This is a genomic window from Arsenicibacter rosenii (genome assembly GCF_001870735.1).
Classification (GTDB): domain Bacteria; phylum Bacteroidota; class Bacteroidia; order Cytophagales; family Spirosomataceae; genus Arsenicibacter; species Arsenicibacter rosenii.
Genome location: NZ_MORL01000018.1, coordinates 76,846 through 99,128, shown reverse-complemented (window position 1 = coordinate 99,128; position 22,283 = coordinate 76,846). Strand labels below are relative to the sequence as shown.

The following is a 22,283-nucleotide window of genomic DNA, read 5'->3' as shown; positions in this document are numbered from 1 at the left end:
ATCAGCATGAAATCATTGCGGTTATTACCTCTCACCATCCTGTTTTTTGTATTGTTTACGGAGCCTGTTATCTCCATCGTTAACCGTCCTGTCATGGTGGCCGGGATTCCGTTACTGTATATTTATGTGACCTGTATCTGGTTGTTAATGATCGGGTCGGTAAGTTGGGTGTTGCGCCGGAACCGGCAGAATGATGATTCCATGAATTCCGATGTCTAGTCTTACCCTTACGCTTTGCTCCTTACTGTACCTGAGTGTATTATTTAGTATTGCTTTCTGGGCCGAACGGCGTAGTAAGCGGGGGGGAAGCCTGCTGAATAGTCCTTATTTCTATGCCTTGTCGCTGGCCGTCTATTGCACCGCATGGACGTTTTATGGCAGCGTGGGGCGGGCCGCGTCGGGCGGTATTGAGTTTTTGTCGGTCTATATCGGCCCCACGCTTACCGTACCGCTCTGGTGGTCGGTGCTGCGTAAAATTATCCGTATCTGTAAAGTACAGCGTATCACGAGCATTGCCGACTTTATCTCGGCCCGCTACGGTAAAAATCGTGGTATCGGGGTAATGATTACCATACTCTGCGTGATCGGTATTATCCCGTATATTTCCATTCAGCTAAAGGCAATTGCCGAAAGTTTCGCCGTGTTGTCGGGCCAGTCACTGGTTGGCCCGACACCTGTCTGGCTCAGTGATCAGTCATTCTACATGACGCTGATTCTGGCAGCATTCACCATTCTGTTTGGTACCCGGAAACTTGAAGCTACCGAACGGCACGAGGGTCTGGTAACAGCTATCGCCTTTGAATCAGTTATTAAACTGGTTGCCTTCGTGGCGGTTGGGATCTACGTCACTTATGGTTTATTCGACGGGCCGGCCGACATTTTTCAGCAAGCCGAAAAGCTTCCCTCTCTGAAACAGCATTTTGTTTTCCATGCCGGTCATTCTACCTCCGAATGGCTGTGGTACATTATCCTGTCGATGCCTGCCATTCTGTTTTTACCCCGGCAATTTCAGGTAGCAGTCGTCGAAAATGTTGACGAGAAACACTTGAACAAAGCCATGTGGTTGTTCCCGTTGTATATGTTTGTGATCTGTCTGTTTGTGTTGCCGCTGGCTTTTGGCGGAAAACTGATTTTAAACAATCCGATAGACGACGCAGACGTATATGTTTTGTCGTTACCGCTGCATTTCGGCGAAAAGGGGCTGGCTCTCCTCGCCTATATCGGTGGTTTTTCGGCCGCTTCCAGCATGATTATCGTGGAGACAACCGCGCTGAGCGTCATGATTTCCAATAACCTGGTTATGCCGATTCTGGTTAGCCGGCCATCCTGGCAAAAGCAGATCGGGAATGCCTGGAGTACGGTTGTGATCAATATCCGGCGGCTGGCGATTCTGGCCATGTTGCTGCTGGCCTACGAATATTACCGGCAGGTGTCTCACCACTTTTCACTGGTCTCGGTCGGCATGATGTCCTTTGCCGCAGTGGCACAGTTTACGCCCGCTATCATTGGCGGGATTTACTGGAAACGCGGTACGCAGGCAGGCGCAAGGCTTGGCCTGATACTGGGGGCATCGGTCTGGTTCTATACCCTCATTGTTCCGACACTGGTCACAGCAGGCCTGTTACCTGCCCACTGGATGACTGAAGGGCCGCTTAATCAGGGCTGGTTACGGCCATATACCTTGTTTGGCCTGCACGGGTTTGACCCGATTTCGCACTCGGTTTTCTGGTCATTTTTTGTCAATATCGGAGGGTATATCTGGGGGTCATTATATCGCCCGCAAAGCCCGCTGGATCACAATCAGGCCGTATTGTTTGTCGATGTCTTTGAGTATGCCCGCCGGTATGACAGCTCCGTTGCCTGGAAAGGAAAGGTGCAGGTCAGTGACCTGAAAGCGTTGCTGACCACGTTTTTCGGGGAAGAACGGGCAACCAGAGCCATGGAACGATACATCCGGAAACACAAGATCAATACGCAGAATTACCTGGCGGATTCGAGGCTGGTTAATTACACCGAAAAGCTGTTGGCGGGTGCGGTCGGAACGGCATCGGCCCGGATTCTGATTGCCTCTGTGGCCAAAGAAGAACCCATTGCCCTGGATGAGGTTATTAAAATTCTGAAAGTATCACACGAACTCCTGACGGTAAACAAAGAGTTGCGGCGTAAATCAATCGAACTCGAAAAGCTGACAGAGCAGCTGCGCGAAGCCAATGAGCTGCTCAAAGCCGCCGATCAGCAAAAAGATGACTTCCTGTCGACGGTAACGCACGAAATCCGGACGCCTATTACTTCCATCCGCGCCTTGTCGGAGATTTTGCACGATAACGATGAAATGGATCAGGAAACGCGCCAGCATTTTCTCAGTACCATCATTAAGGAGTCGGAACGCTTAACCCGGCTTATCAATCAGGTGCTTGATTTAGAGCGTATTGAGTCGGGTCGTAACAAGCTGTCGATGGAGGTGACCGATATGGCAGCCGTCGTTCAGGATGCTGTGGAAAGTGTTGAGCAACTGGCGATTGATAAACGCATGGAGCTGGAAGTGGTGAATACCTGTCCTGAGGTTACGCTGATCGTTGACCGCGACCGCATCATGCAGGTACTGATTAATCTGCTTTCCAACGCCATCAAGTTCTGCGAAGAAGACAAAGGCCACATTTGGGTCAGAACGGAGTTACAGGGAATGTGGTACGTTGTCAGTGTGGCAGACAACGGTCACGGAATTGAACCGAAATACCATAGTCTGATCTTCGAGAAATTTTATCAGACACAGGACCGTAACACCCGGAAGCCCAAAGGAAGCGGGCTTGGCCTGGCCATTACCCGCAAAATTCTGGAACTACACCAGGGCAGTATTGAGGTACAAAGCGAGCCTGAACAGGGGGCAACCTTTATCTTCCGGTTGCCGTTAACACGGTTTGAACGAATTGCATCTGCGCAGGAACTTGGATAAGTCTTGTTCTATTTAAATATTTGCAGCTGAGTTGTGTAGAAATGGGAGCAGCCCGCTGCCGGGTGAGGTAAATAATTATAATATGCTGAAAGTACTGATTGCCGACGATGAACCTAATATTCTGATGTCTCTCGAGTTTCTGATGAAAAAAGAGGGATACAAGGTTTATATTGCCCGGGATGGGGGCGAGGCATTTGATTTGATTCAGCAGGAAAAACCGGATCTGTTGTTGCTCGATATTATGATGCCACGCATGGATGGCTACGAGCTTTGTCAGTTTGTGAAGCAGCATCCCGACTATCAACACGCGAAAGTGATCTTCTTAAGTGCCAAAAGTAAAGACCTGGACGTACAGAAAGGCTATGACGTTGGGGGAGACCTGTATATCCCGAAACCCTTTTCAACCCGCGATCTGATCGCAAAAATCAATCAGCTGAAAGCCGCCGCTGCCTGATATCCGGCAGTTTGCGTATCACAACTAATACATCCTGCTGCCGGAGAGCGGTTACCACCCGGTAATCGCTCTCCGGCGTTTAGTATGACTCTTAATTAACGGATAAGCAGCTGTTTAGCCGCTAACTACATCAAAATAGGTGTCTATATTAATTTAGCGAAGTTTTGTCGGCCAAATCCTGTCCTTTTTGCAAAGGGCTCTCTACCTTTAAGTGTAATTTGATAATTCCCCTAAATTTTTGACCTATGCATAGTCAGACTACACAATCCTATAAAGAGAGCTATGCCCGCAGTTTGACCGATCCTGAATCATTTTGGGCCGAACAGGCAGCGTATATTCCCTGGTACTCCGCTCCTGAGCAGATTCTGTCGGCCGATGAAGAGGGGCTGACACGCTGGTATGCCGGAGGGAAGCTGAACACCTGCTATGCGGCTGTCGATCACCATATTGAGCAGGGGCGGGGTACACAAACAGCCTTGATTTATGACTCCCCGGTGACGGATACTATCCGGAGGTTTACCTACAACGAATTACGGGATGAAGTAGCACGGCTTGCCGGGGTGTTACAGACGCTGGGGGTCGGAAAAGGGGATACCGTTGTCATTTACATGCCGATGATACCCGAAGCTGCATTTGCACTGCTGGCCTGTGCCCGGATTGGTGCCATACACTCGGTGGTATTCGGCGGGTTTGCTCCCCACGAGCTGGCAATCCGCATTGATGATGCCAAACCAAAGGTCATTCTGTCGGCATCGTGCGGGATCGAATTCGAAAAAGTGATTGCCTATAAACCACTACTGGACGAGGCGCTTCGCCAATCGGCGCATCAGCCGGTGCGTTGTCTGATTTGTCAGCGGCCCATGCTTCGGGCAGAACTGCATCCGCGCCGTGATCTGGACTGGCAGGAGGCCGTCGCGGCGGCCAATCCGGTGGCCTGTGTGCCGCTGGATGCAACCGATCCGCTTTATATCCTGTATACATCCGGCACAACCGGAAAACCAAAAGGGATTGTCCGGGATAATGGTGGCCACGCGGTGGCGCTTGCGTATAGCCTGCGCGCCATTTACGACGTGAAACCCGGCGAAGTTTTCTGGGCTGCTTCTGACATTGGCTGGGTCGTTGGCCACAGCTACATTGTATACGGGCCGCTGATTCAAGGGTGTACCACGGTATTGTTTGAGGGAAAACCTGTACGGACGCCGGATGCCGGCACGTTCTGGCGCGTCATTGAGCAGCATGGCGTCAGCGTGCTGTTTACGGCCCCGACGGCTTTCCGCGCAATCCGGAAAGAAGATCCGGAAGCCTTGTTGCGGAACAAGTACGATATAAGCAGCCTGCGATATCTTTTTCTGGCCGGAGAACGCTGCGATCCGCCGACGCTGCACTGGTTACAGGAGGTGGTGCCGGTGCCGGTCATCGACCACTGGTGGCAGACCGAATCCGGCTGGCCGATGGTCGCCAATCAGATGGGGATTGAACCGGTACCCATCAAAGCTGGTTCGGCTACGTGGCCGGTCTGTGGCTTCAATCTGCAGATTCTGGGCGAGAACGGCCAGCCACTCGGGGCAAACGAAGAAGGCTATGTCTGCCTGCAACTACCCCTGCCGCCGGGCAGTCTGCCGACGCTCTGGAAAGATACCCCACGCTTCCGGCAATCGTATCTGAGTCGTTTTCCGGGCTATTACCTGACGGGTGATGGCGGGTATGTCGACGAAGACGGGTACGTCTATATCATGGGGCGTGTCGACGATGTGATCAACGTAGCAGGGCATCGCTTGTCAACGGGCGAAATGGAAGAAATGGTAGGCAGCCATCCGGCCGTGGCCGAATGTGCCGTGGTCGGGATTGCTGACGAGCTGCGCGGGCAACGACCCATCGGGCTGGTGGTGCTTAAAGACGGGGTAGAAGCCGATGAGCCACATCTGGAAGCAGAGTTGGTCAGCATCATTCGTGAGCAGATCGGCGCCGTGGCCTATTTCCGGAATGCCCTGGTGGTGAAACGGCTTCCGAAAACCCGGTCAGGAAAAATTTTGCGCAAAACCATCCGGCAGATAGCCGATGGCGAGCCTTGCGTCGTACCATCTACAATTGATGATCCGGCAATTCTGGACGAAATCCGGGCAAAGCTGATGGCGCACAACATTGGCCATGCCTTCCGTTTCCAGGCGATATGATTGGACTATCCTCTCATGGAATTGCCAGATACTATCATTTTGGTTATTCTATACTATTTTAGCAAAGTTTTAACGTAGAAACGTTCCATTTTTCGGAGAGAGGTTTCTACCTTTAACCCAACATTTGACAATTCCTTTAAATTTTTGACCTATGCGTATCCGAACCTTTGACGAATACCAGGCTGCATATAACCATAGCGTAGAAGACCCGGAAGGTTTCTGGGCAGAAATTGCTCAGGAGTTCCAATGGCGGAAACCCTGGAAAAAAGTGCTTCAGTGGAACTTTGAAAAAGCGGAAACCAAATGGTTTCCGGGGGGTAAACTGAACATCACCGAAAACGCACTTGACCGTAATGTACGGGAGCGGCCAAACTACCCGGCCATCATCTGGGAGCCCAACGATCCGAATGAACCAAGCGTTACGTTTACCTATAAAATGCTGCATGAGTACGTTTGCCGGTTTGCTAACGTATTGAAAAGCAATGGTGTACAGAAAGGTGACCGTGTCTGTATCTACATGCCGATGGTACCGGAACTGGCCGTTGCCGTGCTGGCCTGTGCCCGGATTGGTGCCATTCATTCGGTGGTTTTCGGTGGTTTTTCGGCGCAGTCAATCGCCGACCGGATCAACGATTCGGCCTGCTCCATCGTGATCACCTCAGACGGCGCTTCCCGTGGCAACAAACAGATTCCGATGAAAGATACCGTTGATGATGCCCTGATCGGGTGCCCGACGGTGAAGAAAGTCATTGTCCTGACCCATACCCGGACGGCGGTGTCGATGCTGAAAGGCCGCGATGTGTGGTGGGAAGCCGAAATGAAGCAGGTGACCTCAGACTGCCCTGCCGAGGAGATGGACGCCGAAGATCCGCTCTTCATTCTCTATACTTCCGGATCAACCGGGAAGCCGAAAGGGGTGGTCCATACCTGCGGCGGCTATATGGTTTTTGCCGCCTATACCTTCCAGAATGTGTTCCAGTACGAACCCGGCGATATTCATTTCTGTACGGCTGATATTGGCTGGATTACCGGTCACAGCTACATCGTCTATGGTCCGCTGCTGACCGGTGCTACTTCGCTGATGTTCGAAGGGGTGCCGACGTATCCGGATGCCGGTCGTTTCTGGGACATTGTTGATAAACATAAAGTAAATATTCTCTATACGGCGCCAACGGCTATCCGTTCGCTGATGGGCTTTGGTCTGCAACCACTCGAAGGCAAAGATCTGAGCAGCCTGCGCGTACTGGGTTCGGTAGGGGAGCCGATCAACGAAGAAGCCTGGCACTGGTATAACGAACACATCGGCAAAGGCAACTGCCCGATCGTCGATACGTGGTGGCAGACCGAAACCGGCGGTATCCTGATTTCGCCGCTGGCTGGCATCACCAAAACCAAACCAACGTATGCTACCCTGCCCTTACCCGGTGTTCAGCCGATACTGGTCGACGAAAACGGGAAGGAGATCGAAGGCAACGGGGTGAGCGGTAACCTGTGTATTAAATTCCCGTGGCCGGGCATTATCCGGACCACCTGGGGCGATCACGAACGCTGCCGGACCAACTATTTCGCTGCCTATCCCGGCCTGTATTTTACCGGCGACGGCTGTCTGCGCGACGAAGACGGGTATTACCGGATTACCGGCCGTGTCGACGATGTGCTGAACGTATCGGGTCACCGGATCGGAACGGCTGAGGTCGAAAACGCGATCAATATGCACACCGGCGTGGTCGAAAGCGCCGTCGTTGGGTACCCGCACGACATCAAAGGGCAGGGCATTTACGCGTATGTGATTACGGAAAGCGATCCTGACCACGAGGTAGATCTGATTCGGCGTGATATTCTGGCAACGGTAAGCCGGATCATCGGGCCAATTGCGAAGCCGGATAAAATTCAGTTTGTTAAAGGCCTGCCAAAGACACGTTCAGGTAAAATCATGCGGCGTATCCTCCGCAAAATTGCCGAAGGGGATGTCTCGAATCTGGGCGATACCTCAACGCTGCTTGATCCGTCGGTGGTCGATGACATCAAGAGCGGTGCGTTAGTCGAAGTAAAAGCTTAATTAGTGTTTGTTTGATTTTCCCGGAACCCCGTCTGACGTTAAGTTGGGCGGGGTTTTTGTTTATCGCCGCATAAACTCTTCGGGCGTGATGCCTGTTCAAGGATAAAACAAAACCGACGATTTATGAAAGCAGTTGTTCTGACAGACTGGGGAGGAGCGGAAAACTTTACGGTGCAGGAGGTTGCTAAACCCGCCATTACGGCCGATGACGTATTGATAGAGGTCAAAGCCTTTGGCGTAAACCCGGCCGATTATAAAACCCGGAGCGGAGTGGCCCCTTATGCGAAAGCCTATTCGCACCCGATTATTCTGGGTTGGGACGCCGCCGGGGTGGTGGTCGAAACCGGCAGTAACGTCAGCCGGTTTGCTGTCGGTGATGCCGTGTATGGCATGATTAATTTTCCCTCGCCGGCTCATGCATACGCCGAGTACATTGCCGCTCCTGAAGCCCATCTGGCGATAAAGCCCGAAAGCCTGTCGTTCGAAGCGGCGGCGGCAGCCCCCTTGGCGGCCCTGACCGCCTTGCAGGGCTTGCTCGAACACGGCAAATTACAAGCCGGTGAAACGATCCTGATTCAGGCCGCGTCGGGTGGGGTTGGCCATCTGGCGGTTCAGATTGCCAAAGCATATGGATCCCGCGTGATCGGGACGGCATCTGGTAAAAACGAGGCATTTGTCAAATCACTGGGTGCCGACGAGTTCATTGATTACAAAACCACAAAGGTAGCCGATGCCGTCAGCAACGTCGATCTCGTGTTCGATTGTTCTGGGGCCGATACCATTTTTGAGTCGGCAAAGGTGCTCAAGCCGGGCGGGCGGCTGATTTCAATCGCTTATGGTGCCATGGACAAAGTACTGGCTGAGCGTCCGGACATTCATGCCGAACGGATGCTGGTGCACACAAGCGCTGCCGACATGGAAACGATTAGTAGCCTGATTAGTGAAGGAAAGCTGACGATTACGGTGCAGGATGTATTACCGGCAGAACGGATGCCTCAAGCGCACCAGCAACTCGAGAGCCGTCATACTTCCGGAAAAATAGTACTTCATTTTTAAAGAATTACGATAAAATAAATCAATAAAAAAGGCCCTGACGAAACGAAAGGGCCTTTTTTGTTTTGTGTAGACAATTCCCGCAACGATATTCGGCAACCTGGCGTATTAGACAAACGATTGTGGCGTCTTTAAGAACTATAGTGTCATAATAGTGAAGTAGAAGGAGTGTGAAGTAAGCAAGTATTTGGTTTAAGCGTCAACGTTTACTTTGTGTATTATGCGTCTGCCTGTCTCGCCGGTAATCCGCTGGTTTGTTCTGATGTGTTTGGCAATACCTGCTCTGGCAACGCACCAGGTCGGCGGGCATCTGGAAATGCGGGAGGTGGGGGATACACCCGGTCATTTCAAAATCATCGTCACGAATTATCTGGAGGATAATAATCGCGCAGCTCAGACAACCGGGGGGAACATCGGTATTTTCCGGATACGGGATAATACATTAATGTACTCCTTTGCCGTCAGCGAAGTATCGGGTACCCGTGCGCCGGTTGTCTACACGAATGTTCTGTGTGCAAACTCTCGTACTCAGAATATGATTGTCGTTACCTACAGTGCTGATATCCAGCTGGCGCCGGCAAGCTACAATGATGATCAGGGGTATTATATGTCTTTCCAGACGCAGAACCGTAATGGCGGTATTAACAATATTACCAATCCGTTAAATACCGGTTTTACCTTTTATCTGGAGTTTCCTGCGCTACAGCAGTCAGGATCGTATTTCAAAAATTCAACGCCTCGTTTTACTCCCGTCAACGGGGAATATATTTGTATTAATCAGCCGTTCAGCTATGCATTTGGCGGGGTCGATCCGGATGGTGATGAGTTACGGTACAGTATGATCACACCACTGGATCAGAAGAATGCCGGAAACCGGAACGGAACTACGGTCTCGGCTGGTCCTTATCCTGATGTGAACTGGGTTTCGGGATATACGGCAACCAATTCCATTACCGGTAATCCGCCGCTGAGTATTGATCCGGTGACCGGAAAACTCTCTGTTACGGCCGATCAGCTTGGTCTCTACGTATTTGCCGTCAAGGTAGAAGAATACCGCAACGGCGTCAAAATCGGGGAAGTGCGGCGGGATTTTCAGTTTCTGGTAATTGACTGTCCGCCACCGGTAAAACTGGATCCGGTCGCCAATATTGTCAGCCAGCCAATGTCGATGTCGTCGACAACTATTTGTCAGGGGGCAAGCATTAGCTTACAGGCTAATCCAAATCCGGCCTGGGTCTATCAATGGCGGCGGGATGGAACAAACCTGGCGAATGCTACGTCGACGACACTTACGGTCAAAGATCCCGGCAAATACACGGTGCTGGCTTCGTTGAGTACCACCTGCGGGATGTCCGTCGAATCTAACGCGATTCAGGTAACAGTAATTGATGTTAGCCCTGCTATCAGGGAGAGCGGGCACTTGTGCGCAACCGATGGCTCAGTCAGCTTCTCAACGACAGCCATGGACAATACGCGTTTCCAGTGGTATTACAATTACAATCCCATGCCAGGAAAAACACAGGACTCCATACGTGTTGATCAGCCCGGCGTTTATTTCGTGCAGGGAATCGAAACACGGTATGGCTGTGCGGGAAACAGCCAGTCGCTCACCATTACACGGTCGGCGGCAGTATCAGCTACCATCAGTTCGCTGGCGGGCCATAATAAGCTCTGTCCCGATGATTCGTTACAACTCGGTGCGGGCGGAGGCGTCAGTTACATCTGGAAGAAAGATAACCAGATAATGGCCGGGGTAACAGGCACAAACTATACCACAAAAGCAATTGGTATCTTCAGCCTTACCGCTATCGATAGCTATGGCTGTGTCGGTGTATCACCTTCGCTGACGGTTATTGCCGTGGCGCCCATTGTCGTGACTATGACGGCCGTGTCGGCTGTTTGCGGCTCGGCCGCCGCCGCCTACTCGCTGAGCGGGAGTCCGTCGGGCGGGGTATTTTCGGGCAGCGGCGTTACCGGTAATCAGTTCAGCCCTGCGCTGGCGGGTGTAGGCGATCATGTGCTTACGTATGGGGTGCGGCCCGCTCCCGAATGTGCGCCGACGACCGCAACCCGGGTAGCCGTGGTGTCGCCGGTGCCGGTCATTCAGATGCGGGATACCCTGACAACGTTTAAAGGGAATACGTTTGATTTGCAGCCTGTCCTGACCGGTAACCCGAACTGGTATAGCTGGCAGCCATCTACGTATTTATCCGCAACCAACGTGGCTGGTCCGACGGTCAACGATATTCAGAAAGATATCATCTATGAACTGTGGGTGAAAAACCAGTATGGCTGCGAAGCAAAAGACACCATTCTGATTATTGTCGTAGAACGTTTATGGGTGCCGGATGCCTTTACGCCTAATCGCGACGGGGTAAATGATGTCTGGGTAATCCATGGCATCGAGGCTTTTCCGGATGCAGAAATCACGGTTTTTAACCGTTGGGGAGAAGTCATTTACTGGTCTCAAAAAGGCTACACCGAACCGTTTAACGGTAGTTTTCAGGGAACCGAACTGGCAGCAGGCCCGTATCCCTATATTATCAAACCGGCTCCTAAACACCCCGGGCTGCGCGGCACTGTGTCAATCCTGCGCTGACAGACGGCACCCTGACTCACTTTTCTCTTAAAAGTTTGTTAGCAAGACGTTATTAATTCAGGTTGTCTTGTAGAGCCTTGTCACCACCACTGTAAGTTAAGGAAAGTATGAACTAAATTCCGCCGGAATGAAGGGGAGGAATTACCATCACATTGAATGTAATAATTTTTATATTTACATGTGACAATTAAAGTTTTTTGCCGTATAGAATTCAAGCATCGTTCGGTTGCTCATTCTAACCATTCACTCACTATGCGGCAATTGATAATCAACCTGTTGGTAGGCCTTTTACTGCTTTGCCATCCTAACCTGGCGAAATGTACTCATTTAGTGGGCGGTCAGCTTGAAATGCAGGCTACTGATAACAAACCTGGTCATTATAAACTTCTGGTGACTATTTATTTTGAAACGCGTTCACCCGCAGCATCGTCTTTGGTTCCGCAAGTCTTTGCCATTTATAGGAAAAGAGATAACCAAGAGATGTTTGTTGAGCGGGCAATTGAGGTTAAAAGCCGTCAAAAAGTGGTATATACAAATCCACTATGTGCCGGCAAAGGAGATCAACAGATCGGTATTGCTGTTTTTGAGAGAGACGTTGAATTAGATATTAATGAGTACACTGACTCCCAGGGGTATTATCTGGTTTACCACATGTTTGGTGGCCGGAGTGCTCAGTTAAATAACATCATTGCACCGGGCATAACAGGGTATATATATTATCTGGAATTCCCGGCACTGAAACAGGCAGGCCTATACGTTAACAATTCATCGCCTCATTTTGAGCCAATTAACGGAGAGCTGGCCTGCGTTAATCAATCTTTTACCTTTCCATTTGGCGGAACCGACCCCGATGGAGATGAGTTACGGTATTCAATGACCGAACCCTTGGTAAGCCCGAGTGCTTTTTCTTTGTCAATTAAGTCGGCTCCTTACCTAAGCGTTGATTGGTTGCCTGGTTTCGGCAGTACAAATGCAATTCCCGGCAACCCTTCCTTATCAGTCAACGCTAAAACCGGCGAACTATCCGTAACCGCCAGTCAGGTGGGCCTTTTCGTGTTTGCCGTGAAGATAGAAGAATTCCGGAACGGGGTAAAAATCGGGGAGGTGCATCGTGATTTCCAGATCCAGGTCATTGACTGTCCGCCACCACTCTCCGTCAGGCCGGATTTGGCAATTGCCGGCTATCCATTGACGGCCGTGGAAGCCTATGTCTGCGCAAATAATTCATTGACCCTGACAGCGGAAGCGAACCCGAACTGGCAATATCAATGGCGGCGGGATGAGCAGAACCTGACAGATGCAACCAGTCAAACCTTAGTTGTAAAAGAGCCCGGCCTGTATACGGTGCTGATAGCGGTGAAGAATATCTGTACAAAACCTACAGAATCCCGGCAAATTGCCGTAATAGCCGATGTGGGTAAAGCACCATTTGTTTTACTGAAAAGTGGTCAATTGTGTGCCGACGGTGGCGAGGTGCTGCTTCGGGCACCGTCAGAGAATGCCCAACGTTATGAATGGCGTAAAAATGGGTCTTTATTGGCCGGACAGACGGGAAAGGTTCTGTCGGTGCGCGAGCCTGGAGAGTATGAACTGGTAGTAAAAGATCAGAAAACCGGCTGTGAGACTAAAAGCGAATCGCTGACTATCACGCGTTCAGCTGCTATAAAAATAACTATGGCGGATACCGTGGTAGTGAAAACTAATGTGGTCGTTCGCCTGGAGCCTGTGATAAGCGGGAATGCTACCTGGTTCCGGTGGTATCCCTCCACCTACCTAAGCCGCTCTGATGTGGCCCAACCGGAAGTCAGCCGGAATATTCCGGGGATAATCCGCTATCAAATCGAGGCCCGAAACGCAGAAGGCTGCAATGCGAAGGATTCGGTAACCGTTATTCTTGAAGCGGATCCGATATGGGTGCCGAATGCGTTTACGCCAAACCTGGATGGGGTAAATGACGTGTGGGAACTGGCGGGCATTGATGCGTATCCGGAGGCCGAAGTAATGGTATTTAACCGCTGGGGCATGGTGATTTACTGGTCTGGTAAAGGATATAAAAAGCCTTTCGACGGCAAATTTAATGGTGTGAATCTGGAAACCGGTGTGTATACATACGTAATCCGCCCGGCTGCAAATTTTCCTGAGAGACGGGGAACGGTTACTATCCTGCGATAAGACTGTGTCTGGCCTGCCAACCCGATTTGTACAGGTCCGAAACCGTTGGTTAAAATTCCTGGTCTACTTAGGTATTTAAAGGTACTAACCGGTAATACTTACGTCTGAAGATAAGTCGTTTATGGCTTTGTACAACTGACACTGTGGTCATATTCGGGTTTGTGGAAATTTATCTTAACTTTTTATGCGGCTATTAATATACAGCATGCTGCCTGTATGGCTGCTTCTCGTTCTTTCATTGTCTGCCCGTGCGGATCATTTAGTTGGCGGACAGGTCGAGATGCAGGATGTCGGTGACCGGCAGGGGCACTTCAAGGTAACCATTACCATTTACTATGAGACGAGTGCCTACGGAGCTCGTTTCTTAGCTGCCGAACAAGGCTATGTTTTCCGCAAAAGGGATAACCAGCCAATGTTTGTTTTTAATACCAGTGAAACAAAGGCCCGTACACGTGTGATTTATTCAAACCCTGTCTGTGCAAGTCAGAGCGATCAGCAGGTCGGTATTGCCTTTTTTGACGCTGATATTCAGTTAGATCCTGACTTGTATGATGACCCGGGCGGCTATTATATTTCTTATCAGACCTCTGCCCGGAATGAACGGCTGAACAATATCATCAACCCTGCCGAAACCGGTTTTACCTTTTACCTGGAGTTTCCTGCACTGAAGCGTTCCGGAAGTTATCAAAAAAACTCATCGCCACATTTTGAGCCTATCAACGGAGAATTAATATGTGTTAATCAGCCCTTTGTCTTTTCGTTTGGTGGTACAGACACCGATGGGGATGAGCTGCGGTATTCGATGGTAAATCCGCTAAACAGCAAGACCATTAAGGGGGGGAACGGCTTGTCCGGACCTTACCTTAGTGTCGACTGGTTAACGGGATTTAGTGCGGAGGATGCGATACCGGGCATGCCTTCGTTAAGGGTGGATGCTAAAACCGGAGAACTATCTGTTACGGCTAATCGGGTTGGTTTGTTTGTTTTTGCCATTAATGTTGAAGAGTTCCGGAATGGGGTCAAAATCGGGGAGGTGCATCGTGATTTTCAGTTTCAGGTCATCGACTGCCCTGCGGCCGCCGTATTAGCTCCGAAAATATCAATCTCCGGCTATTCGGTAACGGCTGTTAAGGCCTCGCTCTGTAATGGTAATTCGCTGACGCTGGTGTCGGAAACAAATCCGAACTGGCAATATCAATGGCGCCGGGATGGGATGAATCTGTCGGACGCAACAAGTTCAGTTCTAATTGTAAAAGAGGCGGGCGTGTATTCTGTATTAGTATCGTTGAAGAATACGTGTAATCAGCCGAAAGAATCGCTGAAAGTTACTATTTCACTCATAGATACCGGTAACCCTTTTGCGATACAGAAAAGAGGTCAGTTATGTGCTAACGGTGGTACTGTCAGGCTGGAAGTGCCGCAGGGGGGGTATGATAGTTTCCAATGGTTACGCGACGGGAATGTGCTGGCAGGGCAAACGGCTGATTTCCTGCTGGTAAATGAACCCGGCCAATACGCGTTGCAGGCGCTTGACCTTCAGTCGGGTTGCCGCAATAAAAGTGAATCATTAACGATCAGCCGGTCACCGGTGCTGACCGCTACACTCCGGCCGGCTTCCGGGAGAAATGAACTTTGCCCGGGGGAAATCCTGCTACTGGAGGCTGGTGGAGGCGTTCGGTATCAGTGGCAGAAAGATAATCAGACTATCCCTGAGGTATCGGCCGCGAGTTATACCGTAAACGTTGCCGGTACCTATAGCCTTACTGCATTGGATGAAAACGGATGTATGGATGTGCCACCTCCGGTCGTAATCAGCGCATTGCCCTCGATGACCGTAACGATGGATTCTGTTCCCCGCCTTTGCGGATCGCATGCCACGGCCATACAACTGACCGGTAGCCCGGCTGGCGGGATTTTCAGCGGGCCGGGCGTAACAGGTACTATGTTTTCGCCGGTGTTGGCTGGTGTTGGCCGACATGTTCTGACATACGCAGTTAAGGCGGCACCGCAATGTGACCCTGTAAAGGCGCAGCGGACCGCCATCGTATCTCCGGGTGTAACGATTGATTTCCCTGATACAGTTATTCTGTTTTCGACCAGCCGTTTCCGGTTAGAGCCAGTGATTGGCGGAGGCGCAAACTGGTTTCAGTGGCAACCCGCTACTTACCTGAGCCGGGCAGACATAGGTCAGCCTGAACTGGTGAATATTAATCCGGACGGAATGACATATCAGCTCGAAGCCCGGAATGAATACGGGTGCAGTACCCGCGATACGGTAACGATAATAGTCAGACCGATATGGGTACCCGATGCGTTTTCGCCTAATAAAGACGGAGTGAATGATGTATGGGTATTGCCTGGTATAGCGTCATTTCCGGAAGCCGAGGTAAAGGTGTTTAACCGGTGGGGAACAATAATTTACTGGTCCGATAAAGGATATACACAGCCATTTGATGGTTATTTCGAGGGTGTCGCGCTTGAGCCGGGACCTTACCCTTACGTCATCCGGCCGGCAGCCAACATCCCCGAAATGCGCGGTACTGTCTCTATCCTGCGCTGACAGACGGTTGCAAAACAGAGGGTTGTTCGCTAATTTGCCCGGATTGGCCGTATGGCCCGTCAACAACCTGCATTAGCTGCTTACCCTCATGAAAAACAGCGCGCTCTCTGTTAGCCTGATTCTTGCGCTTTTAACCAGTCCGGCAACCTTGCCGACCCTGGCAAGACCCCGTCCAAAACCAACGCCTAAACCTGTGAGGCCTATACTCGAAACCGGTGTATCAAGCGTATTGGCTGCTCACCGGAAAGAAACCATCACAGACCTCGGCTACGCACTGACGTTTACCATCCCCGAAGCCAGAACAAGCCCCATTCCGGCTTCTGAAACGATTTCGTTCGACTGGAAAAAAACGGATATCCCGCTTCAGATTGACTTTAAGGAACAGCGGTCAGCTATTCAGCGGGTGGCAGTAAACGACGTTGAGATTCCCGTTGTTTTTGAAAAAGAACACATCGTTATTGCGCCGGCGCAGTTGAAAGCCGGTAAGAACCAGATCGCGATTCAGTTTACGGCGGGTAATCTGTCTCTCAACCGGAACGACGATTTCCTCTATACCCTCCTGGTGCCGGACCGCGCCAGAACAGTTTTCCCGTGCTTCGATCAGCCTAACCTGAAGGCCACGTTTCAACTGACCATGACCGTTCCGCCGTCATGGAAAGCCATGACCAATGCGCCTTTGCTTGATTCGGTGGCGGTGCCCGGAAAAACCACCTACCGCTTCGCGCCGACGGCCCGGATCAGTACGTATTTATTCTCGTTTGTGGCCGGCAAGTTCAATGCTGTAGAGCAAAAGCCGAAAGGCTGGCCGATGCGTTTTTTCCACCGTGAGACCGATACTACCAAAATCCGGTTAAGCATGGGGCCGGTGTTTGATATCCATGCCGATGCGCTGACGTTTCTGGAAGACTATACCCAGATCAAATACCCGTTTGACAAGTTCGATTTTGCGGCCATCCCTGATTTTCAGTACGGCGGGATGGAACATGTCGGCGCGATTCAGTATCGGTCGTCGAGCCTGTTTCTGGATAACGGAGCTACCCGCGATCAGAAGCTGGGGCGTGCTACACTGATTGCCCACGAAACAGCCCACATGTGGTTCGGGGATCTGGTGACGATGCAGTGGTTTAACGATGTTTGGATGAAAGAGGTGTTTGCCAATTTCATTGCCGACAAAATCACGCAGGTCAGCATGCCGGGCGGCAATTACGATCTTGAGTTTTTACTGTCCCACTTCCCGGCGGCCTACGATGTTGACCGTACCAAAGGGGCCAATCCTATTGAGCAGCCGCTGGCCAATCTACAGGAGGCCGGTACGCTCTATGGTGGAATTATTTACCACAAAGCCCCTATTATGATGCGGCAGCTGGAACGGCTGATGGGCAAGGATGCCCTGCGGGACGGTCTGCGCGACTACCTTAAAACGTACGCATTCAGCAATGCAACCTGGCCCGACCTGATTGCGATACTCGATGCCCGGACGCCGGTAGATTTGCAGAAGTGGAACCGCGTCTGGGTGAATGAGACCGGTCGGCCGCAGTTTAGTTATCAGTTGTTGTCGGACGATGGCAAAATTACGCGCTTGTCTGTCAGCCAGCGGGGCGAAGATGGGTCGGCCCGTATCTGGCCGCAGTTTTTCGAAGTGGCACTCGTCTATGCCGACCATGTAGAAGAACTGACAGTGGATATGAAGCAGGCAGGGTCGGTACTGGCTGAAGCAACCGGTAAGCCAACGCCGTTGTTTGTTTTGTTCAATTCATCGGGGCAGGGCTATGGCCTGTTTCCGGTCGACACGCGGATGCTGTCCGGCATGAGCAAACTGACCAACCCGGTCATGCGGGCGTCGGCCTACATTAACCTGTACGAAAATATGCTCAGCGGCAAATGGGTAAGTCCGGCGCAGATCGGGAAACTGTATACCGGTTTGCTGGCAACTGAAAAAGAAGAGCTGAATCTGCGGCTGCTAACCAATCAGCTGTCGGATATTTTCTGGCGTTTTACGAAGCCCGAAGGCCGTTCCGTATTAGCCCCTGAGCTGGAAACCGTTATCTGGAATACGATGCAGCAACAGCCGGATGCCAATAAAAAGAAACTGTTATTCCGTTGTTATCAGAGCATTGCATCGGGTACCGAAGCCAAAAACCGGCTGTATGCAATCTGGCAAGACCAGAAAGCGCCAAACGGGGTTAAATTGACCGAAGATGACTACACCAGTCTGGCGCTTGCGCTGGCTGTCCGGGATTACCCGGCCGAAGGTATTCTGGCCCGACAACTGAGCCGGATACAGAATACAGATCGCCGGAAGCGGCTGCAGTTTATGATGCCCGCCTTGTCGGCGAAGGTAGAAGAGCGGGATGCCTTTTTTGCGTCGCTGAAAGACCCCGCCAATCGTGAACGGGAGGCCTGGGTAACCGGAGCACTGGGCTATCTGCACCATCCGTTGCGGGCGGCTACATCGGTTAAGTATGTTGAGCCCAGCCTTGACCTGCTGGAAGAAATTCAGCGGACGGGTGATATTTTCTTTCCTGAATCCTGGCTCCGGGCGACCCTGGGCAGCTATCAGACGCCGGAGGTAGCCGGTATCGTTAAGACCTTCCTGCTGAAACGACCTCAGTATAATCCAAGGCTGAAAGCCAAGCTGTTGCAGGCGGCCGACGGTGTATTCCGGTCGTCGCGCCTGCTGTATTGATGGCTGAGAATGTACTAAATCCGTGGCTGTGCAGTGATTGCGTGGCCACGGATTTTTTATTGCCGTGCTTCCGGAAAGGCCTGACCAACCGTTGCCTGAATACCGGCACTAATGTCATCGAGTGGTAAGTCATTGGAGTCTGTGCCAAAGGGGTCTTCAATTTCTTCGGCGATTACCTCAAGACTGGCCAGTACGTAGAAGATGAAAATGACAAACGGAATAACCAGATAATGCAGGCTGAAGACGTAGCCGAGCGGAAGCGTAATGCAGTAAATAATGATGAATTTCTTCAGGAATGCACTGTAGGAGTAGGGGATAGGCGTTTTGCGGATACGTTCGCAGGCGCCGCAGACATCCATAAGGCTTTGTAGCTCCGGATTCAGGAAAATCAAATGCTCGGGTAGCAGAATACCCCGTCGCTGGAGATCGACAGTCTGGTTAAAGATAGCGCCTGCAATCTGGTTGGGAATATGGTCATGCTGACGAAGATCATATAGTTTAAATAATCCGGTCTCTGTAAATTCAGTCTCCAGAAAGTTACCTCGTAAATGATTCTTCAGCGCATACGCGAAATTAGGAATCATAAAACGATAGAAATTCCGTTCATTGACATGTTCTTCCGGTACTAGTGTGTTGATTTTCAGCGCCAGATTCCGGCTATTGTTAACCAGTGCGCCCCACAGGCGACGCCCTTCCCACCATCGGTCGTAGGCGGTATTTGTGCGGAACACGAGTAGCATTGAAATAACAAAGCCAAGCAAGGAGTGCATCAGCGAGATGTTTCGTAAATCAGATGTATCTTTTAGCTGCCAGACACCGATAATCAGGTACGAAATACCCAGTGAATATAAGCCCATAATGATCATGTAGGGCGTAAGTTTACGAACGGTATCGGCCTTCGGAAAGTTGATCAGGAAGCGAAGCCATTCTTTAGAATCGTAGTTTACCATCAGCCTTGGTTAGCGTTTAAAGCCCAAAAATACGGCTGTACTTAAAAAAGTTATAAGTACAGCGCCAAAACTCTGTATTATTAGCTGAAAAGCATACAAAGAATAGTATATTTGAACGCTATTGGAGACTGTCTCAAGGATGAAAACAGCTTGCTGTGATCCTTGATGTGTATACTTTATCCGTTTGACGATGAGATATTTGTGTACAGGTTTCCGGTGTTAAGGAGGTCAATAGGTACGCAGTACGATAAAGAGCAGGAGTATGAATGAACTGAAGCAGTCAACAGGTTATATAACGGCGCAAACTACTGCCGGGTCTGTTGATTATTTGGCATTATATAATCGTTTCGGAGCAATGGCTTACGGAATGATTCTGCAGATTGTTCCGCAAGAAACTGTTGCACAACAGGTTTTGGTTGATGTTTTTTCGTCTCCCGAGTTAAAGCACTGTTACGCGCAAACGGGTAGCGGACTTGCCTGCGTTATTAAGGTAACACGGCAAAAAGCATTGATGGCAAAAAAAGTACAGGAAGAAACATTGGCTGAAGCAGTGGAAACCAGTATGGATACGGATACTGTGACGCCTGAGTTATTGTTTAATTTATCATATAAGCAGGGATTATCACCGGATACCATTGCACAACAATATGGCCTGACAAAGGCTGATGTGCTGAAGGCTATTCGTGAGTATGTAAAATCTTTTCGTAAACTGTAACTTATCTTAACAACGTGAATACCCGGGAGTATATAACTAGTGGCGTTCTTGAAGCCTATTTACTTGGCGTGATTTCGGAAGAAGAAGAACAGGAAGTACAGGAAATGGCGTTTGCGTATCCGGAAGTTAAGGCATCGTTGCTGAGTCTGGAAGAAGAGATTGAATTACTCTGTTTAGAAAGTGCGGTCCCGCCACCAGCCCAGACCTGGACAAAGATTCAGGCCCGGATCGGCAAAAGTGAAATTCAGAAGCATCAGCCCTATGCCGACCCTTTTTCGGATGCAGGAGCCAAAAGTAAAGAACCCCCTAAACCGGAATACCTCGAAGTTGAAGTAAATGACACGCATTTGCGGGTGCACAAATACTGGCGGCCTGCATTCATTGCCGTTTTTATCCTTGGTAAGATCTTTCTGGCCTGTTTCCTGTATTATTACTTTAAATCAAACAGCCTGGAACAGGAAGTAGAACGCCTGAAAGCGGAAACGAAAGAAATCAGAGGACGATAGAGGATTCCCCGTTGACGATATTGACGCCTGCCTGCCGGTACATTGCCAGCAGAGCAGGCGTAATTTTTTTGTCAGTTATGATGGCGTGAAACGGCGATAGAGCAGCAAACTGAAAATACTTATCCTTCTCCAGCTTACTGGAATCACACAGGAGAATAGCCCGTCGGGCATTGGCTGCCATCGCCAGAGTCATTTCGGCTTCAGTCTCGCTGTTGGCACTAAGCCCATTTGCAACAGAAATACCGTCGACACCCAGAAAGGCCAGGTCGGCTTTGTAGCGATAGACATGCTCTGCCGCCATCAATCCGTGAGCAGCCTGCCGTTTATGGTCAATTTCTCCGCCCACCATATTGACCGTTACAGCAGAACCAAGTAGGGCATTAACCACCGGCAATGAGTTGGTAACCACGCGGATCGATAAATGCCGGATCAGCGGGCACATGAGAAAAGTTGTGCTGCCACAATCCAGAAAGATGGTATCCCCCTCCTTAATTTCCTTAACCGCAAGGTGGCAGATATACTCTTTCTGCTCCTGATTCACAGCCGCTTTGTTGATAAATGAAACCGGATCTTTCGCGAAACCGGGCCTTACGGCGCCGCCATGTGTCCGTACCAGTAATCCCTTTTCGGCCAGTAATGCTAAATCCCGCCGCACTGTAATGGCTGATGTATGTAGCAATTCAGCCAGTTCGCTTACCCCGGCACTGTCCTTTTGCTCAAGTGTTTGCAGAATTAACTGCTTGCGCATTTGAAAATTCATGAAGTCTCCTTTTATTTGCTCAAAAATAATCAAAATCGATCAAATACGAACAAGATGAACAAACGCATTCGCATATCGGAAGAAAAAGTGCTGTCGGATAATTGGTATGTACTGAAAAAAATCACGTTTGACTACCAGCGTAAAAACGGAAACTGGGAAACCCAGTCGCGGGAGGCCTATGATCGGGGCAACGGCGCAACAATTCTGCTGTACAACCGTGAGCAGGAAACCGTTATTCTGACCCGTCAGTTTCGTTTGCCGACCTATGTCAACGGAAATGCCAGCGGCATGCTGATTGAAGCCTGCGCCGGTTTACTCGACAATGATCAGCCGGATGTGGCGATTCGCCGGGAGGTAGAAGAGGAAACGGGGTATCGCCTGCACGCCGTAACGAAAGCGTTTGAAGCCTATATGAGCCCTGGCTCGGTTACCGAAAAGTTGTTTTTCTATGTCGCCGAATATAGCAGCGACAGCCGGATTGCCGATGGGGGCGGGGTCGAAGAAGAAGAGATTGATGTGCTTGAACTACCGTTTCAGGAAGCAGTCCGGATGGCCAATAGCGGTGAGATTATGGATGGCAAAACCCTGTTGTTAATTCAGCACCTGCAACTGAAAGGAGTACTACCGCTGAATTAATTCGAA

Annotated in this window: 15 protein-coding genes; 13 read left to right on the top strand and 2 right to left on the bottom strand. The window is 50.5% G+C overall.

The genetic code is table 11. The annotated features are described in order from the left end of the window. Positions 1 to 6 precede the first annotated feature (6 nt). From BLX24_RS23105 to BLX24_RS23060, 10 genes are all read left to right on the top strand, one after another. A complete protein-coding gene (locus BLX24_RS23105; RefSeq protein ID WP_071505583.1) occupies positions 7 to 219 on the top strand; it encodes a hypothetical protein in 213 nt (70 codons plus the stop codon). Further along, positions 212 to 2,953: an ATP-binding protein gene (locus tag BLX24_RS23100; protein WP_071505582.1), complete on the top strand. Its 2,742-nt coding sequence runs from the start codon at positions 212 to 214 to the stop codon at positions 2,951 to 2,953. Before BLX24_RS23105 ends, BLX24_RS23100 begins: the two co-directional genes overlap by 8 nt. Positions 2,954 to 3,035: 82 nt before the next feature. Next, positions 3,036 to 3,407 (top strand): response regulator transcription factor, encoded by a 372-nt coding sequence (locus BLX24_RS23095; RefSeq protein WP_071505581.1) that lies wholly within the window; start codon positions 3,036 to 3,038, stop codon positions 3,405 to 3,407. A 245-nt stretch (positions 3,408 to 3,652) separates the two neighbouring features. Continuing rightward, a complete protein-coding gene (locus tag BLX24_RS23090) occupies positions 3,653 to 5,581 on the top strand; it encodes a propionyl-CoA synthetase (RefSeq protein WP_071505580.1) in 1,929 nt (642 codons plus the stop codon). A 151-nt stretch (positions 5,582 to 5,732) separates the two neighbouring features. Next, positions 5,733 to 7,640: an acetate--CoA ligase gene (gene acs / locus BLX24_RS23085; protein WP_071505579.1), complete on the top strand. Its 1,908-nt coding sequence runs from the start codon at positions 5,733 to 5,735 to the stop codon at positions 7,638 to 7,640. A 123-nt stretch (positions 7,641 to 7,763) separates the two neighbouring features. Further along, positions 7,764 to 8,696 carry an NADP-dependent oxidoreductase gene (locus BLX24_RS23080; RefSeq protein ID WP_071505578.1) on the top strand — a complete coding sequence of 311 codons (933 nt, stop codon included), beginning with the start codon at positions 7,764 to 7,766 and terminating at the stop codon, positions 8,694 to 8,696. Positions 8,697 to 8,913: 217 nt separating this feature from the next. After that, positions 8,914 to 11,292, top strand: coding sequence for a T9SS type B sorting domain-containing protein (locus BLX24_RS23075; protein ID WP_071505577.1), 2,379 nt, complete (start codon positions 8,914 to 8,916; stop codon positions 11,290 to 11,292). A gap of 180 nt (positions 11,293 to 11,472) precedes the next feature. Further along, complete coding sequence (locus BLX24_RS23070) at positions 11,473 to 13,464, top strand: T9SS type B sorting domain-containing protein (RefSeq protein WP_143092766.1); 1,992 nt, start codon at positions 11,473 to 11,475, stop codon at positions 13,462 to 13,464. A gap of 184 nt (positions 13,465 to 13,648) precedes the next feature. Then, positions 13,649 to 16,024, top strand: coding sequence for a T9SS type B sorting domain-containing protein (locus BLX24_RS23065; protein ID WP_071505575.1), 2,376 nt, complete (start codon positions 13,649 to 13,651; stop codon positions 16,022 to 16,024). A gap of 88 nt (positions 16,025 to 16,112) precedes the next feature. Beyond that, positions 16,113 to 18,710, top strand: coding sequence for a M1 family aminopeptidase (locus BLX24_RS23060; RefSeq protein WP_071505574.1), 2,598 nt, complete (start codon positions 16,113 to 16,115; stop codon positions 18,708 to 18,710). Between the two features lie 56 nt (positions 18,711 to 18,766). On the opposite strand, the gene BLX24_RS23055 is transcribed toward BLX24_RS23060, so the two are convergent. Next, a complete protein-coding gene (locus BLX24_RS23055) occupies positions 18,767 to 19,660 on the bottom strand; it encodes a bestrophin family protein (RefSeq protein ID WP_071505573.1) in 894 nt (297 codons plus the stop codon). 262 nt (positions 19,661 to 19,922) lie between these two features. Here BLX24_RS23055 and BLX24_RS23050 point away from each other — a divergent pair, with 262 nt between their 5' ends. Both BLX24_RS23050 and BLX24_RS23045 read left to right on the top strand, forming a co-directional pair. Further along, complete coding sequence (locus tag BLX24_RS23050) at positions 19,923 to 20,375, top strand: hypothetical protein (RefSeq protein ID WP_071505572.1); 453 nt, start codon at positions 19,923 to 19,925, stop codon at positions 20,373 to 20,375. A gap of 14 nt (positions 20,376 to 20,389) precedes the next feature. Further along, positions 20,390 to 20,881 carry a hypothetical protein gene (locus BLX24_RS23045; protein ID WP_071505571.1) on the top strand — a complete coding sequence of 164 codons (492 nt, stop codon included), beginning with the start codon at positions 20,390 to 20,392 and terminating at the stop codon, positions 20,879 to 20,881. On the opposite strand, the gene BLX24_RS23040 is transcribed toward BLX24_RS23045, so the two are convergent. Further along, complete coding sequence (locus BLX24_RS23040) at positions 20,868 to 21,641, bottom strand: DeoR/GlpR family DNA-binding transcription regulator (RefSeq protein WP_071505570.1); 774 nt, start codon at positions 21,639 to 21,641, stop codon at positions 20,868 to 20,870. The two genes, BLX24_RS23045 and BLX24_RS23040, sit on opposite strands and share 14 nt — an antisense overlap. A gap of 54 nt (positions 21,642 to 21,695) precedes the next feature. On the opposite strand from BLX24_RS23040, the gene nudK reads away from it, so the two are divergent. Further along, positions 21,696 to 22,277 carry a GDP-mannose pyrophosphatase NudK gene (nudK, locus tag BLX24_RS23035; RefSeq protein WP_071505569.1) on the top strand — a complete coding sequence of 194 codons (582 nt, stop codon included), beginning with the start codon at positions 21,696 to 21,698 and terminating at the stop codon, positions 22,275 to 22,277. Positions 22,278 to 22,283 lie beyond the last annotated feature (6 nt).

What these genes read in the sequence shown, in the direction of transcription:
- nudK (WP_071505569.1), top strand. Translation starts at nt 21,696, where the DNA reads ATGAACAAACGCATTCGCATATCGGAAGAAAAAGTGCTGTCGGATAAT.
- BLX24_RS23100 (WP_071505582.1), top strand. Translation starts at nt 212, where the DNA reads ATGTCTAGTCTTACCCTTACGCTTTGCTCCTTACTGTACCTGAGTGTA.
- BLX24_RS23080 (WP_071505578.1), top strand. Translation starts at nt 7,764, where the DNA reads ATGAAAGCAGTTGTTCTGACAGACTGGGGAGGAGCGGAAAACTTTACG.
- BLX24_RS23105 (WP_071505583.1), top strand. Translation starts at nt 7, where the DNA reads ATGAAATCATTGCGGTTATTACCTCTCACCATCCTGTTTTTTGTATTG.
- BLX24_RS23050 (WP_071505572.1), top strand. Translation starts at nt 19,923, where the DNA reads ATGAATGAACTGAAGCAGTCAACAGGTTATATAACGGCGCAAACTACT.
- BLX24_RS23040 (WP_071505570.1), bottom strand. Translation starts at nt 21,641, where the DNA reads ATGAATTTTCAAATGCGCAAGCAGTTAATTCTGCAAACACTTGAGCAA.
- BLX24_RS23075 (WP_071505577.1), top strand. Translation starts at nt 8,914, where the DNA reads ATGCGTCTGCCTGTCTCGCCGGTAATCCGCTGGTTTGTTCTGATGTGT.
- BLX24_RS23060 (WP_071505574.1), top strand. Translation starts at nt 16,113, where the DNA reads ATGAAAAACAGCGCGCTCTCTGTTAGCCTGATTCTTGCGCTTTTAACC.
- BLX24_RS23090 (WP_071505580.1), top strand. Translation starts at nt 3,653, where the DNA reads ATGCATAGTCAGACTACACAATCCTATAAAGAGAGCTATGCCCGCAGT.
- BLX24_RS23055 (WP_071505573.1), bottom strand. Translation starts at nt 19,660, where the DNA reads ATGGTAAACTACGATTCTAAAGAATGGCTTCGCTTCCTGATCAACTTT.
- BLX24_RS23065 (WP_071505575.1), top strand. Translation starts at nt 13,649, where the DNA reads ATGCGGCTATTAATATACAGCATGCTGCCTGTATGGCTGCTTCTCGTT.
- acs (WP_071505579.1), top strand. Translation starts at nt 5,733, where the DNA reads ATGCGTATCCGAACCTTTGACGAATACCAGGCTGCATATAACCATAGC.
- BLX24_RS23095 (WP_071505581.1), top strand. Translation starts at nt 3,036, where the DNA reads ATGCTGAAAGTACTGATTGCCGACGATGAACCTAATATTCTGATGTCT.